Source organism: Cryobacterium sp. N21 (assembly GCF_002929575.1).
Classification (GTDB): Bacteria; Actinomycetota; Actinomycetes; order Actinomycetales; family Microbacteriaceae; genus Cryobacterium; species Cryobacterium flavum.
This window is the reverse complement of sequence record NZ_PJJQ01000034.1, coordinates 89,206-103,755: the sequence shown is the minus strand read 5'-3', so window position 1 is coordinate 103,755 and position 14,550 is coordinate 89,206. Positions and strand designations below refer to the sequence as shown.

Here is a 14,550-nt window from a genome sequence, read left to right as displayed (position 1 = left end):
GCCGCCAACAGAATCTCCCGATCCTGCTTCACCGCCGTGATGACGGGATTCGAACTGGTCTCGCTCGGGTTTTCCACGAACATGTTCCATGTTGCGAACGGGGCCCAGTTTGTAAACTGGGCCCCGTTCTCGGCCCGGGCCCCGTGCCCAGTAATGCCGGGTCTTCCCCGAAGAACTTCGAAACTCACCGCTTGTGCCGCCGTCGTTCGCGGCGGGCGTCCAGCGAGTCGGGGCTATCATCCGAGAATGGGCAGATTCACGGACAGCTGGCGCTCGCACCTCCTGGTGACGCTCTCGGGGAACAGCGAAGGTCGGCCGAAATGGGTCGGCCAGATCGCCACCGGCGACGATGCCGGCTACTTTGGCCCTGGCAGTGCCGCTTGGGCCGTTCACGGGGGCATGGCGACCATGGTCGCCGGCATTCGCGCGCTGCTCATGCAGACCCTGCACCCGGGCGCTATGGCCGGCGTGCACGACTGGTCCCGGTATCACGCAGACCCTCTCGGCCGTCTCTCCGGCACCATTCAGTGGCTCATCACGGTGACTTTCGCCGATACCGTCGTCGCCCAGCGGGAATCCGGTCGGGTCGCCCATTTTCACGACCGGGTGAGCGGCACCTACCTCGACGCGCGTGGCGAGGAACGCCCCTATGCCGCGGGTGATCCCGAGCTGTTGTCGTGGGTGCACGTCGTCTTCACCGACGCTTTTCTGCAATCCCATCTGCTCTGGGGCGACACGATTCCGGGCGGCGCCGACCGCTACGTCAACGAATGGGCCACGGCCGGCGAACTCATTGGAGTGCAGAATGCACCGCATTCGGCCGACGAACTCGCCGCCCAGCTTGAGGGATTTCGCAGCTCCGGCACCCTGAAAAGTGACGCACGCGTCGCGGAAGCCGTGCGGTTCATCCGCTACCCGCCGCTCAGCCGCGGCATGCTGCCGTTCTACCGCATCATGTTCGCCGGCGCCGTGGCGTCGATTCCCCGCGAGTATCGCGACATGCTGGGCCTCAAGCGGTCTCGTCTGCCTGTTGTTTTAGGTACCCGGCTCGTTCTCGGGGTGGTGGGGACCCTGCTCGGTCCCTCTTCAACCTCAGAGGATGCCGCCCGCGCGCGGCTCGCGCGCATCAATGGTGCCGACGAGCTGACCGCCTGAGCCGGCGGTCCGCTACACTTCCGGTGCGAAGAAGGCTGCGGTTGCCGCGGCGAGCGCCTGCGGATCGTTGACGTGGCACAGCTCCCGGGCCGAGTGCATCGACAAGAGCGGCACGCCCACGTCGACCACACGGATGCCCAGCCGGGTCGCGGTCAGCGGTCCGATCGTTGAGCCGCAGGGAACCGTATTGTTGGAGACGAATTCCTGGTAGTCGACGCCCGCCTGGGCGCAGGTGCGGGCCCAGAGGGCGGCGCCGTGGGCATCCGTTGCGTAGCGCTGGTTGGCATTGATCTTGAGCAGCGGGCCGCCGCCGAGAATGGGATGGTTGGCCGGATCGTGGCGCTCGGGATAGTTCGGGTGCACGGCGTGTCCTGCGTCGGCCGACAGGCACCACGATTCGGCGTAGGCCTGCAGGCGATCAGAGCCGGTAGCGCCGAGGCCGTGGCCGATGCGGGTGAGAATGTCGTCCAGCAGCGGTCCGCTCGCTCCGGAACGCGACTGCGAACCGAGTTCCTCGTGGTCGAATGCGGCGAGCACGCTGATCGAGCCGCCCGATTTCTGGTCGCTGGTCGCGATGAGGGCGTGCAGGCCGGCGTAGACCGAGGAAAGGTTGTCGAGGCGTCCGGCGGCGAACAGCTCGTTACCCAGCCCGAAGGTGGCAAGCGGCTGGGTGTCGTTGCTGAGGATGTCGTAACCGGCAACATCCGCTGCCTTGAGCCCGGCCAGACCGGCCAGGTGGGCGAGCAGGTCAGCCTCGGATGCCTCGCCGACACCGAAGACGGGCGTGAGGTGACGTTGCCGATCGAGAGTGAGGCCGTTGTTGACCTCGCGGTCGAGGTGCACAGCGAGCTGCGGGATGCGCAGGAACGGCCCGGTACGCACGAGGTGCTCGGTGCCATCCTGCGTGACCAGCCGGCCGGCTAATTCGAGCTCACGGTCGAGCCAGGAGTTCTGCAGCGGCCCGCCGTAAACCTCGACGCCGGCCTGCAGCCAGCCGTGCGAGCCGATCGTGGGCTTCGGCTTGAGTTTGAAACTCGGGGAGTCGGTGTGGGCGCCGAGAATGCGAAACGGCGTGGTGGGCCCGGCGTTGGCCGGCTGCGACCAAGCAATCACGGCGCCGTCGCGCACGACGTAGCAGTCGGTGGCGGCATCGGTCCACGCCTCCGACTCGCTCAGCCGGGTGAAACCGGCCGCATCGAGCAGCCGGGCGACTTCAGCGGCGGCGTGATATGACGACGGTGACGCTTGCAGAAAAACGGAGAAATCAGCGATGTAGTCCGGTGTGGCATCCATTCATCCATCCAACCACCCGCGCAGACAAGCGGATGCCGCGGCCGGCTACCTACTCGGCGGGCGCGTCATCCGGTGCGTCGGCCTGCAATGCAGCGCGCGCGAAGGCCGCGCCACCGACCGTGACGGTGCCGCGGTCGCCGTGCCAGGCCTCGGTCTGCTCGAACGCGCCGAGCCGGTCGAGCAGGCGCCATTTGGTGTCGACGAGGTGCCAGACCGATTCCGTCGTCGGTTCCTGGCCGTCGGACTGGACCCAGCCCAGCGATCCGAGCGCGCGAGACAGGGTCGTGAGGTAGTCGTCGCGGCGAGCCAGCCCGCGGGTCGCGACGAAGAGCAGCAGCAGGCGGGTGGCGTCAGCGACGGCGGGCGTGCGGCTGGAGTGAATGGTGCGGGCGAGATGCCACCAGAGTTCGCGGGGAGAGCCGGACAGGGCGGCGCCCTTTTTGGTGAGCACCAGCATTCCTTTGCTGACCCGCAGCAGTCCGACGTCGCGCAGGTGCCCGCGCAGCTCCTGCAGCGGTCGCAGGTGCACCTCGCGGTTGACGCTGATCGGCCAGCCCCAGTCGAGCTCGGCGGAGGCTTCGACGACGACCGCGGGCGGCAGGTGCCCGGCTTTGGTCAAGCGGATGCCGTCGGCCCCGACCCGGGTCAGAATCCACTGCGCCGGGGCTACCATGCGCGCCATGGCCCGTTCCTGCAACAGCACCGCATCTTTCACGCGGGCCTGCCCGATGAGTCGGCGGAAACCGACGACGGCCTGTTCCGGCAGTCGCGTTTCGATCTCCTGAATCACGTTCACCCACCGAGCCTACTGAGCGATCCCGTCGGAACGCGACGGATGCCCCGCGACACGCACCAGTGACCAGCGAGAGCAGTGAGAATCTGAGGAGGTTGCAGAGGATTGCCGCGGGCAACACACTGGGGACATGGCTAACCAATGGCGCCGCGTCGTCGCGGCACTCGCCCACCCCGATCGCAGGACGGTGTGGGCCGCTGCGGCACTTGAGGGGTCTGCCGACCTGGCCGAATCCAAACGAGCGAAGGCCGCCGCCGCGCTCCAGGATGCCGGTTTGCTCGATGCTGACGGTAATGCCGTCACCGCGGTGTTCGGTGAACTCCTGGAGAGCACACCCGAAGTGCGGCGCGACGGTGCGGAACGGTTCATTCGAAACGAGCGGATAGAGCAATACCCGGCGAAGCAGCCTGATCGTGACGAACTAACTGGGATGGGTCGCCGCTGCGCTGCCACCAGAGCGAATGTCGGAACGCGAGTTGGGCATCCGTCTCGCGTTGGTCGTGGACGACGTCGTCACCCTGCGCCGGTATCTCGTCGACGCGGGGCTGGTTTCTCGCACGCCGGATGGTGCGGTCTACCAGGTCGTGCAGCGCCCCGCAGTGTCGGCGGCATCTGGCACCCTTGAAGGATGACCGACACCCGCGCATCCGCTCTGGCTATTCTGCGTACGCTCGTGGGGCGAGACGACGCCTCCTGGCATGACGGACAGTACGAGGCCATCGAAACCCTGGTAGACCACCGCCGCCGCGCCCTCGTGGTGCAGCGCACCGGGTGGGGAAAATCGGCCGTGTATTTTGTGGCCACGCTGCTGCTTCGACGCCAGGGCGCCGGCCCGACCATTCTGGTCTCTCCGCTCCTGGCGCTGATGCGCGACCAGGTGGCCGCTGCGGCCCGGGCCGGGGTGCGTGCGGTGTCGATCAACTCGTCGAACGCGCACGAGTGGAGCGATGTGCTGCGCCAGCTCGACGCCGATGAGGTCGACGTGTTGCTGGTGTCGCCGGAACGACTGAACAATCCGTCCTTTCGGGATGAGCAGCTGCCCACCCTGATCGCCCGTGTGGGCCTGCTCGTGGTCGACGAAGCACACTGCATCTCGGACTGGGGCCACGACTTTCGCCCAGACTATCGCCGCCTGCGCGAGCTGATCGCGCAGATGCCGACGGGCGTCCCGGTGCTCGCCACCACGGCCACCGCCAACAGCAGGGTCGTGCAGGATGTCGCGGAGCAAGTGGGTATGGTCGCCACCGGCTTCAACGGTGCCGGCACCGGCACCACGGCGGGCACGGCCGAGGTCGTCACCATTCGCGGCCCGCTCGCCCGGTCGTCGCTGCGACTCGGGGTGCTGCGCCTGCCCGATTCGCGGGCCCGGCTGGCTTGGCTGCTCAGCCACCTCGGTGACTTGCCGGGCAGCGGCATCATTTATACCCTCACGGTCGCGGCCGCCGAGGACACCGCGCGGCTGCTCCGCGAAGCCGGTCACGCCGTGCGTGCATACACCGGCCAGACCGACACGGCCGAACGCGAGGAATCCGAAGGGCTGCTCAAGACCAACCAGGTCAAGGCCCTCATCGCCACGAGCGCCCTCGGGATGGGCTTCGACAAACCCGACCTCGGCTTCGTGCTGCACCTGGGCGCGCCGTCCTCCCCCGTGGCGTATTACCAGCAGGTCGGCCGTGCCGGCCGGGCCACGGCGTCGGCCGATGTGTTGCTGCTGCCCGGAGCCGAAGACGAGGCCATCTGGCACTATTTCGCCACCGCCTCGATGCCCAACCAGGCCAAGGCCCTCGCCGTGATCGGCGCACTCGAAGCCGCCGGAGCTCCCCTGTCGACGCCGGCGCTCGAAGCCCGGGTCGACCTTCGACGTACGCCGCTCGAGCTGCTGCTCAAGGTGCTCGACGTAGACGGCGCCGTGCACCGGGTCAAGGGCGGCTGGCAGTCCACCGGGCAGCCCTGGGTCTACGACCAGGAGCGCTACGAACGCATCGCGGCCGCCAGGCTCGGCGAGCAGCAGGCCATGCTCGAATTTGAGAACACCACGAGATGCCGGATGGAATTTCTGCAGCGAGCCCTCGACGACGACAGCGCAGTGGCCTGCGGTCGCTGCGACAACTGCCAGGGCGTCTGGTATCCAAGCGATGTGGCTGACGACGCCGCTGCGACGGCCGCGAAATCGCTCGACCGGGTCGGCGTCGCCATCGACGTACGCGCCCAGTGGCCCACCGGCATGAACAACCTGGGCGTCGCGGCGACCGGAAAGATTGCGCTCGGCGATCGCGCCGAGCCCGGCCGCGCGCTGGCCCGACTGACCGACCTCGGCTGGGGCGGTCCCCTGCGCGACCTGTTCGAGACGCAAGGCACGGATGCCGCCGCCCCGCCGGCCATGCTGGCCGCCTGTGTGCGCGTGCTCGCCGAGTGGGGGTGGGCCGACCGGCCGGCGGCCATCGTCGGGGTGCCGTCGCGGCGGCATCCGTTGTTGATCGATTCGGTGGCAGCGTCACTCGCTAGTATCGGTCGGCTGCCGTGGCTCGGCTCCCTGAGTTGGGCGAACGGCGGCCCCACCGGGGAGCCGGGCGGCAACAGTGCCTACCGGCTGTCAAGCGTGTGGGACCGCTTCGCTGTGGGCCCCGAGCTGGCCGAGGCCCTTGCCCCGTTCGCCGGCCGCCCCATTCTTCTCATCGACGACCTGGCCGACAGCCGCTGGACCCTGACCGTGGCGAGCCGCGTACTGCGCCAGCACGGGGCTTCGGCGGTGCTGCCGTTCGCCCTGGCCGTGCGCTCCTAGCCGGCGGTCTGAGCGGCCGGCAGATCGGCCGAGTGCGCCGCTTCATTGAACGTAACAGGAATATTCAGGGCCGCCAGCGCCTTGTTACGCTTAGGACGCCGCTACCCGCGGCCTCCGCACATTCTGGGGCAGCGCGGCACAACCCGCCCGCCCCAACGAGTTCGTTAGGCATTCCTTTCATGAAGCTCAGATTCATTCCCGTCGCCGTGCTGTCGATCGCTGCCCTCGCCCTTACGGGCTGCTCCGCCCCCGCGGCGGACAGCGCAACTGGCACCGACGACTCGCTCAGCAGCGTGCTCGACTCCGGTACCCTCACCATCGGCACCGAAGGCACCTACCGGCCGTTCTCGTTCCACGAAGACGGTTCGGGCGAGCTCACCGGCTACGACGTCGAGGTGGCCCGCGCCGTTGCCGACGAGCTCGGCGTCGAAGCGAAATTCGAAGAGACCCAGTGGGACGCCATCTTCGCCGGCCTCACCGCCGGCCGCTGGGACACCATTGCCAACCAGGTGTCGATAACCCCAGAACGCCTCGAATCGTACGTGTTCTCCACGCCGTACACCTACTCCACCGGAGTCATCGTCGTTCCCGCCGACAACACGTCAATCACGTCGTTCGCGAGTCTCAAGGGCTTGACCACGGCGCAGTCCCTCACCAGCAACTGGAACGCCCTGGCCACCGAGAGCGGCGCGACCGTCGAAGGAGTCGAGGGCTGGGCCCAGTCGGTCGCCCTGGTCGAACAGGGTCGAGTCGATGCCACAGTCAACGACAAACTCACCTTTCTCGACTACCAGAAGTCCAACGGCGCCGACAATCTGAAGATCGCTGCGGAGACCGAAGACCGTTCGGAAAGCGCCTTCGCCTTCGCGAAGGACGGCACCGCGCTGGCCGACGCCGTGAGCGCAGCCCTCGCGACCCTCACGGCCGACGGAACGCTCGCCGAGCTCTCCGACAAGTACTTCGGCGCCGACGTCAGCCAGTAACGCTCATCGATGATCCAGCCTGATTGGGAGTTATTCGTCAGCTCGTTCTGGCCGATGCTGGACGGCGCCATTCGAGGCACGATTCCGCTCGCCCTGATGTCGTTTGCGATCGGGCTCGTGCTCGCGATTGCGCTGGCCCTGATGAGGTTGTCGACCCGCCGCTGGCTATCGGGCATCGCCCGCGGCTACATCTCGATCGTGCGCGGCACTCCGCTCCTGGTGCAACTGTTCGTGATCTTCTATGGGCTGCCGTCGATCGGCGTGACCATCGACCCGTGGCCGAGCGCCGTGGTGGCCTTCTCCATCAACGTCGGCGGCTATGCAGCCGAGGTCATTCGCGCCGCAATTCTCTCGGTGCCCAAGGGCCAGTGGGAAGCCGCCTACATGATCGGCATGTCGCACCGGCGCGCCCTCACCCGCATCATCCTGCCGCAGGCAGCTCGGGTGTCGGTGCCGCCGCTGTCGAACACGTTCATCAGCCTGGTCAAGGACACCTCGCTGGCCTCGCTGATCCTGGTCACCGAATTGTTCCGCGAGGCGCAGCAAGTGGCTGCGTTCAGCAATAAGTTCATGCTGCTCTATCTCGAAGCAGCCCTCATCTACTGGGTCATCTGTTTGGTGCTCTCCACCGGCCAGGGTTTTCTCGAGAGACGATTGGACCGCTATGTCGCCCGCTGATCTTCCGGCCGCAGATCGTGCGGCCGAGCCCGTTGTTCCACTACTCCGCGTGCGCGGCCTGCAGAAAAGTTTCGGCACCAACCGCGTGCTGGAATCGGTGGACCTCACGGTGGGCCGCGGCCGGGTGCTCGCCCTGATCGGTCCGTCGGGCTCGGGAAAAACCACAATTCTGCGCTGCCTGAACGGGCTCGAACTGCCCGACGGCGGCACGATCGAGGTCGCGGCAGCCTCCCCTGTTGACCGACCCGGTGCCGGCCGGACGCCCGGACGCGGAGCCACCTCCGTGCCCGTGACCCTTGATTTCGCCGCGAAGACCACGCCGAAACAGCTGGCCGCCCTTCGCGACCGCTCGGCCATGGTCTTTCAGCACTACAACCTGTTTCCGCACAAGACCGTTCTGCAGAACGTGATCGAGGGACCGGTCGTGGTGCAGCGCCGCCCGGTTGCCGAGGCAACTGCCGAGGCGTTCGCTTTGCTCGAGCGTGTCGGACTGACCGACAAGCGGGACAGCTACCCGTTCGAACTTTCCGGCGGGCAGCAGCAGCGCGTCGGCATCGTGCGCGCGCTGGCGCTGCGACCACAGCTGCTTTTATTCGACGAGCCGACATCCGCTCTCGATCCCGAACTCGTCGGCGACGTGCTGCGCCTGATCAAGGAGCTGGCCGACGAAGGCTGGAGCATGGTCATCGTCACTCACGAGCTCGAATTCGCCCGCGAGGTCGCGCACGAGATCGCCTTTGTCGACGGCGGCACGATCGTCGAGCACGGCGACCCGAAGCAGCTGCTGCGGAACCCCCAGCAGCAACGCACCCGCCAGTTCCTGCACCGGCTGCTCCACCCGTTCTAGAGCGGAGCAGCCGATGCGTGCAGGCGCGGCACCCGCTACGGGTGCGGCGTGATTATCACAACGGTGATGCGATCAAGGCCGGGACCGTAGTGCCAGTAGATGCGCCCGGCCGTCGGCGTGCGGTGCTCTATGTAGGAGTCCCAGACGGCCTCCCCCTTCTTGCCAGCGAGCGACACATACTTGTGTGAGCGCAATGCCGGGTCGTCAGGGTTCAGCTGCAGCCGGCCGAGGGCCGTACGCACCCGCTTCAGACGGCCGACCAATTGTGGTTTTGTTTCGAGGATGGATAATCCCGAGGCCGCTTCCCTCGTGAGAAGAAGCGTAAAACTCATGACTGAGGCTCGGCGGGCGCGGCCGACTCGTCGACAGCGTGCTCCTCATCGGCGTACCGGGTGAAGTCGCCACCCTCGTTGGTCTCGTCCTTGCTGCTGTGCTCGAGACCTCGCACCAGAGCGGCGCGGATGCCTTCGTCATCCCACACCAAGAGTTCACGGCGCGGAATGGACACGAGCGGGGTGAGCAGGATCTCGCCCTCAGCGTTCACCGCGACGGCGTAACGATCGTCGCGGTGCACACCAGCCTTACCGAACGCCATTCGGGAGCGTTCATCAGCGCTGACTTCACCCATCGGAACGAAATCCGATTTCAGTTCCGTCATCTTCTTTAGTTCCACCATCATCTTCACCCAATCATCTGGTGGCCCAAATCTGTCCGGGTAAGCCGCCGGGACCCATCCGAGCCTGTCTGAAAGTGAGATTACCCCAGATTCACATGTGGGTAAACCCCTAGTCAAGACTTCAGGACCCTGTATGATTCGCCGCGAGCCGGCGGCAGGGGCGTCCCAGGGTTGTCAGCGAGGTCGCCGGCAGGGAGGGCAGACAAGGAAAGACCAGTCCGGTCGGCAGGGCAATCGGACTGGTCTAAGCAGGATCAATATACAACGGCGAGCACCCCTGCTCAAGTGCCAAATTCACCTGTTTTCTTGCGCGATGAGCGAAATCGGGTTACAGCATTTGGACCGGTACGAAGCCCGTAGAATGCGCGGTCAGCGCTGCAGCGCCGCCCCGCGCTGCAGCGCCGGGCGGTGCCGAGAATAGGGCTCGCTCGTCGGGGATGAATTGTTGTCGGCACGTTCGAGCAGGTAGCGGGTCACCGTGTTCCAGTCGGGGAACAGCGGGGTCAGAAATTTGATCAGCTCGCCCTCGAACCGGTCAGCGCCAACGGCCAATCCGTCGTCGACCAGAAAGTCGCCGCGGTTCAGGTGCTTGTGGTGCGAAAGAATGAGCCGCTTATAGGCCGGCCCGCCGGCATCCACTCCGAGATGTTCCTGCACCCACTCCAGCTTGTGCTGCCAGGCACTCGCATTTCCCCACGGTGCCATCGACAGAATGTAGGTGTCGAACGATTGGGCGAGGGTGTGAAACGCGTCAATGGCACCGCTGATCGGCTCCATGCGGGCGAAAATACCCGGCACCTCGTCGAGCCGCTTCTCATAGCGGATGTACTCGGCGTTGGTGAGTCGGTCGATCCCCGATTGCACGTTGACGAGGGTGTTGTCGAGGTCGATATAGAGGATCTTCTTCATTCGGGCTCCCTGGCGCAGCTCGCTTCGTTGCGGCAACGCTCCGATCGTGACAGGCTCACCGCGGATGGGCAATGGCTGAAGCCCACCTCTTGTGGTCAGCCCGGTGGCCTCGAACGGCGCTTGGACGGTCCGGGAACGATTCCGTACCGCCCACGAACGGTCATTCGGCGGGTGCGTTGGCCTCGATTCGGCTGTAGCCCTGGTCGGTGACCGAGATACGCAGGGTCGCCGGGATCTGCTCTTTCATGGAGTCGACGTGACTGATCAGGCCGATCGTGCGTCCGCCGGCGCGCAGGGTGTCGAGGGTGCTCATGGCCGTCTCCAGGGTCTCGCTGTCGAGCGAGCCAAACCCCTCGTCGACGAACAGGGTGTCGAGCGTGATGCCGCCGGCTTGCCCGGTCACCACCTCCGCCAGTCCGAGCGCGAGAGCAAGCGAGGCCAGGAAGGTCTCGCCACCCGAAAGAGAGTGCGTCGCCCGGGCTCGCCCGGTGAACTCATCGCGGATCGCCAGCCCCAGTCCCGACCGAGCACCGCCCTTCACTCGGGAGTCATCGTGTTCGAGGGCGTAGCGGCCGCTGGTCATCGTGCGCAGCCGCAGGTTGGCCGCCACGACGATCTCTTCCAGCTGGGCGGCTAGAACGTAAGTCTCCAGCCGCATCCGTTTCGTGTTCGGTTCGTCTCCCTGCACGACGTCGGCCAGGCCTCGTACCTGGGAGTGTTCGTCGAGCAGATCAGCGGATGCCGCGAATCGCGTTGTAACGCCCCGCACGAGCACGTCCAGCTGGCCGGCACGTTCGGCGAGCGAGCTGTGCGCGCCCACAGCGTCATCGCGCGCGCCGCTCGCCGCTGCGAACGCCAGCCGGGATGGCTCAAGATCGACCGGATCTGGCGCAAGATCGATCAGCTCAGGATCTGCCACTGCCGCCAGGGCCGCTGCACGCTGGTCGTCATAGGACCGCACATCGTTCGCCAGCTGTGCGGTCTGGCGCTCGTCGAGCCGCGCCGCGGCAGCGGTTTCCTCGTCATCAAAGGCTTGCTCCGCCAGTTGGCTCGCGAGGTCGAGGTCGGCGGCATCACGAGCCGCGGCGCGCTGCTGGCTGAGCACGAGGGCGTCGTCGAGGGCGCGAGCGCAGTCCAGCTCGTGCTGCAGAGCGCGCGCCTGGTCGGTCACGGTATCGCGATCACCACGCTGCGCTCCCACGCGGGCCACGAGCAGGTCACGCTGCCCCGACCGTTCGCTGTGGGTGTCTGCCGCAGTATCGCGTGCCGCCCGGAGGCTCACCACCGCGGCTCGTGCGTCGGCCTGGGCGTCCCGCAGGTCGGCGTTTTCCTGCCGAAGCCCACCGACCAGGTCGGCAGCCGTGCGCGCGGTGGCCAACCGGGCCCGGGCAGCCACGCCTTCGGCGCGGAGCTCGTCAACACTTCGTTGCCCGGCCAGCGCCTGCGCCTGCCCGAGACGATTCGTCAGGGCGGCCTGGGTCTCCTGAGCATCGGCCAGTTCGCGCTGCCGGCCCTGCATCTGCAGTTGGGCCGAATCGAGGTCGGCTGCAGTGACCTGTTCGCCCTCCGCTGCTGCGGGAGCCGGGTGTTCGACCGAACCGCAGACCGGGCAGGGCACACCATCGACGAGGCGGCTGGCCAATTCGGACGCCTGCCCGGCGAACCGACGAGCCACGAGGGCCTCGTAGGCAACGGCGGCCGCCGCGTTGTCCCGACTGCGGTCGAGCAGTTGAGCGCCCGCCCCGGCCAGCTCGGTCTGCAACAACACCACGTTTTCGGCGGCCGTGAACGCGGCGTCGGACCGGCGCACGGCGTCGTCGGCGTTAGTCTCGCCGGAGGCGGCGAGGGTTGCGGCCGCGAGTTGCTCGCCGACGAAATCGATCTGCTGAGGCAGCTCATCGATGCGATTCTGCGCACGCGTCAAACCGTTGGTGTGGCCGGTGAGCACGTCGAACAAAGCGGTGATCTCGTGGTTCAGGGCAGGGAGCTGCTTCTCTTCCGCGAGTACCTCCGCGAGCGCTCCGAGCCGTCCCACCAGGGCGTCCATGATCGGACGCAGCGCCGGCTCGGACTCGCTCTGCGCCGTGCTGCCGCTGACACCGGCGCTGCTGTCGCCGAACGGCAGCCAGGCGACCCGCGCCAAGGTTTCAGCGGCCAGAACGGCCTGCCAGTCGGCAGTCGCGGCCCGGCTGCTGCGAATGTGCGGCCAGACCCGTGCCGCTCGGGCGGCCCGCAGCAGTGTGCTGCGTTCTTCCTCGACCTCGGCCCGGCGGCCGTCGAGGGTGGCGAGAGCGGTGTCGGCCAGAGCGCGGCGGCCCTGACGCCGCTGGGTCTCCGTGGCCGCGCGGTGGTCGGCAGTGGCTTCAGACAGCAGAGCGGCCGCACTGGCCGACTCCTCTGCGGCGGCGTCGACTGCGCTGGTCAAGTCGGCCAGAGCGCCCTGAAACCAGCCCAGGTCGGGGGCGATGGGCGGTTCAGAAAGCCGAAGCTGGTGCATGGCAGCGGTGGTGTGTTCGACGATGTCGCGCTGCACGTCAGCGAGCCGGTCGTCGAGTGATTTGCGGCGCTGCACGAGCGCGGTTTCCAGTTGCTCAAATCGGGTGGTCCCGAACAGGGTGCGCAGCACGGCACGGCGTTCATCGGTCTTGGCCAGCAGAAAGTATTGGAACCGGTTTTGGGCGAGCAGGATCACCTGCAGGAATTGGTCGGCCTTCAGGGGCAGGATCGCGCTCAGTTCCAGGCCGACCGCGTGTGGTTTGGCCGCAAGGCCTTGCCACTCGGTGCCGTGGAGCACCTGCAGTACAGCGGTGGGCGCCGCGGTGGTGGTTCCGGTGCCGTTCTTCTTCGCCCGCTCGTAGGCGGGGCTGCGCAACAGGCGATACTCACGCCCGCGCAGGCTGAAGTCGAGTTCGACAAAGGTGGGATCATCGGGCTCGCAGTAGTCGCTACGCAACGGCTGCTTTCCATCGGGAAACCGCGGCACTTGGTCATAGAGAGCGAAGCAGATAGCGTCGAGAATACTGGATTTGCCGGCGCCGGTCTTGCCGGTGATGAGAAAGATGCCGTCGGCATCGAAACGTTCGAAATCGACAATTTGTTCAGTCTTATATGGCCCGAATCCGGCCAGACGCAGTCGCTGGATCTTCATGCGTTCACCTCCTTCACACTCTGTTCGTTTAACAGTTCTGCGACCAATGCACTTTCAAACTCGCTGGGACCGACCCCGTTGCGAACGAACGACAGGAAGCCAGCCACAATCTCGGTATCCCCCGTGGCAGCGCGAATGCGCTCGGCGTAGGTGGAGCCCTCCGCATCGAGAGTGATCGTGGGGCGGTGCTCGAGCGTCACCGCGTGGACAAATCGGGATTGCAGCGCCCGCATCGCGTCGAGCGGGCGCACCCGGTCGGTGAGAATGGCTTTCACCCAGTCGCCCTCGTTGTCGGCGAATGCCTCGTCAGCGAGCAGGTCGGCGAGTTCGCCGGTGAGTACCGCGAGCCGGCGCGGAACGGGCAGGTCGACCCACTCCACGGCACCAGCGTCGGAGCCCAGGCCGTCGGCGCCGAGTTCGACCAGCCAGGCACCGCGCGGCTTGCCGGCCTCGGCGAAAGAGTAGTGCAGCGGCGCCCCGGAGTAGCGCACCCGCGGGGTGAGGGTGGCTCGCCCGTGAATGTGGCCGAGCGCGACGTAGTCGCAGCCGTCGAACACCGACAGCGGTACGAGGTCGAGCCCGCCGGCGGTGATATCGCGCTCCACATCGCTCGACTCGGCAGCCGGGGCGACGCCGGCCGCGAAACAGTGCGCGAGGACGACGCTGCGGCCACCCCGGCCGGCCGCAGTGAGGCGCAGCGCCAGGTCGTCCCGAATGCGCGTCATGGCGAAGTCGAGCACCTGCTCCTGCGTTTTCAACGGTACACCGGGGTGCAGGTGGCGAATGAGGGCCGGCTCCAGGTAGGGGATGCCATAGAAATGAACCGGGCCGTGCTCGTCGGTGAGGGTGATCGGTGAGGCGTATTGCTCGGGCCGGGTCAGGATGTGGATGCCGGCCAGCGCTGCCCACTCAGCCTGAAACCCGAGCCGGGTGGCCGAGTCGTGATTGCCGCTGGTCATCACAACGGATGCCCCGGCCTCTTTCAACCGCCGCAGCGTGTCGGTCAGCAGCGCGTAGCTCTCTTTGGAGGGCATTGCGGAATCGAAGACATCACCGGCCACGGCCACCACGTCGACACCGCGTTGCACCACCACCGCAACCAGTGCGTTCAGCACGAGACCGAGGTGCTCGAGCGTGGAATGGGTATGGAAGGTGCGCCCGATGTGCCAGTCCGAGGTGTGCAGAATCTTCATACCAATTACGCTACCGGGGCCCACCGACATGCCCGACCGGCAGCATCCGCGTGCCGCTGCGCAGCAATATTTCTTTGTTTATCTTCTCTTTTC

Annotated in this window: 13 protein-coding genes; 6 read left to right on the top strand and 7 right to left on the bottom strand. The window is 66.7% G+C overall.

The features are described 5' to 3' along the window. The first annotated feature begins 246 nt into the window (after positions 1–246). Positions 247–1,155 (top strand): oxygenase MpaB family protein, encoded by a 909-nt coding sequence (locus CXY77_RS12640; RefSeq protein WP_104089365.1) that lies wholly within the window; start codon positions 247–249, stop codon positions 1,153–1,155. A gap of 12 nt (positions 1,156–1,167) precedes the next feature. On the opposite strand, the gene CXY77_RS12635 is transcribed toward CXY77_RS12640, so the two are convergent. Together CXY77_RS12635 and CXY77_RS12630 are read right to left on the bottom strand one after the other, a co-directional pair. Beyond that, the gene (locus CXY77_RS12635) at positions 1,168–2,448 is read right to left on the bottom strand and encodes a M18 family aminopeptidase (protein ID WP_104130170.1); all 1,281 of its coding nucleotides are present in this window, start codon (positions 2,446–2,448) and stop codon (positions 1,168–1,170) included. 49 nt (positions 2,449–2,497) lie between these two features. After that, entirely contained in the window at positions 2,498–3,244 is a 747-nt protein-coding gene (locus tag CXY77_RS12630) for a hypothetical protein (protein ID WP_104130169.1), read from the bottom strand. Between the two features lie 458 nt (positions 3,245–3,702). Here CXY77_RS12630 and CXY77_RS12625 point away from each other — a divergent pair, with 458 nt between their 5' ends. The 5 genes from CXY77_RS12625 to CXY77_RS12605 all read left to right on the top strand — a co-directional run bounded on the left by CXY77_RS12625 (position 3,703) and on the right by CXY77_RS12605 (position 8,531). After that, on the top strand, positions 3,703–3,873 hold the full coding sequence (locus CXY77_RS12625) for a DUF2087 domain-containing protein (RefSeq protein ID WP_104130168.1): 171 nt from the start codon (positions 3,703–3,705) through the stop codon (positions 3,871–3,873). Continuing rightward, positions 3,870–6,023 (top strand): ATP-dependent DNA helicase RecQ, encoded by a 2,154-nt coding sequence (locus CXY77_RS12620; RefSeq protein ID WP_104130167.1) that lies wholly within the window; start codon positions 3,870–3,872, stop codon positions 6,021–6,023. The genes CXY77_RS12625 and CXY77_RS12620 overlap by 4 nt, the downstream gene beginning before the upstream one ends. A gap of 179 nt (positions 6,024–6,202) precedes the next feature. Then, the gene (locus CXY77_RS12615; RefSeq protein ID WP_104130166.1) at positions 6,203–7,006 is read left to right on the top strand and encodes an amino acid ABC transporter substrate-binding protein; all 804 of its coding nucleotides are present in this window, start codon (positions 6,203–6,205) and stop codon (positions 7,004–7,006) included. Between the two features lie 9 nt (positions 7,007–7,015). Continuing rightward, on the top strand, positions 7,016–7,684 hold the full coding sequence (locus tag CXY77_RS12610; RefSeq protein WP_092340607.1) for an amino acid ABC transporter permease: 669 nt from the start codon (positions 7,016–7,018) through the stop codon (positions 7,682–7,684). Next, complete coding sequence (locus tag CXY77_RS12605) at positions 7,671–8,531, top strand: amino acid ABC transporter ATP-binding protein (protein ID WP_092340606.1); 861 nt, start codon at positions 7,671–7,673, stop codon at positions 8,529–8,531. Before CXY77_RS12610 ends, CXY77_RS12605 begins: the two co-directional genes overlap by 14 nt. Before the next feature lie 35 nt (positions 8,532–8,566). On the opposite strand, the gene CXY77_RS12600 is transcribed toward CXY77_RS12605, so the two are convergent. The 5 genes from CXY77_RS12600 to CXY77_RS12580 form a co-directional block, all read right to left on the bottom strand. Next, positions 8,567–8,863 carry a hypothetical protein gene (locus tag CXY77_RS12600; protein WP_092111002.1) on the bottom strand — a complete coding sequence of 99 codons (297 nt, stop codon included), beginning with the start codon at positions 8,861–8,863 and terminating at the stop codon, positions 8,567–8,569. Beyond that, entirely contained in the window at positions 8,860–9,189 is a 330-nt protein-coding gene (locus CXY77_RS12595; protein WP_092340777.1) for a hypothetical protein, read from the bottom strand. The genes CXY77_RS12600 and CXY77_RS12595 overlap by 4 nt, the downstream gene beginning before the upstream one ends. Positions 9,190–9,576: 387 nt before the next feature. Beyond that, a complete protein-coding gene (locus tag CXY77_RS12590) occupies positions 9,577–10,116 on the bottom strand; it encodes a hypothetical protein (RefSeq protein ID WP_092340605.1) in 540 nt (179 codons plus the stop codon). A 160-nt stretch (positions 10,117–10,276) separates the two neighbouring features. After that, positions 10,277–13,264: an AAA family ATPase gene (locus CXY77_RS12585; protein ID WP_104130165.1), complete on the bottom strand. Its 2,988-nt coding sequence runs from the start codon at positions 13,262–13,264 to the stop codon at positions 10,277–10,279. After that, positions 13,261–14,457, bottom strand: a complete 1,197-nt coding sequence (locus CXY77_RS12580) for an exonuclease SbcCD subunit D (protein WP_104089377.1) — start codon at positions 14,455–14,457, stop codon at positions 13,261–13,263. Before CXY77_RS12580 ends, CXY77_RS12585 begins: the two co-directional genes overlap by 4 nt. Positions 14,458–14,550 lie beyond the last annotated feature (93 nt).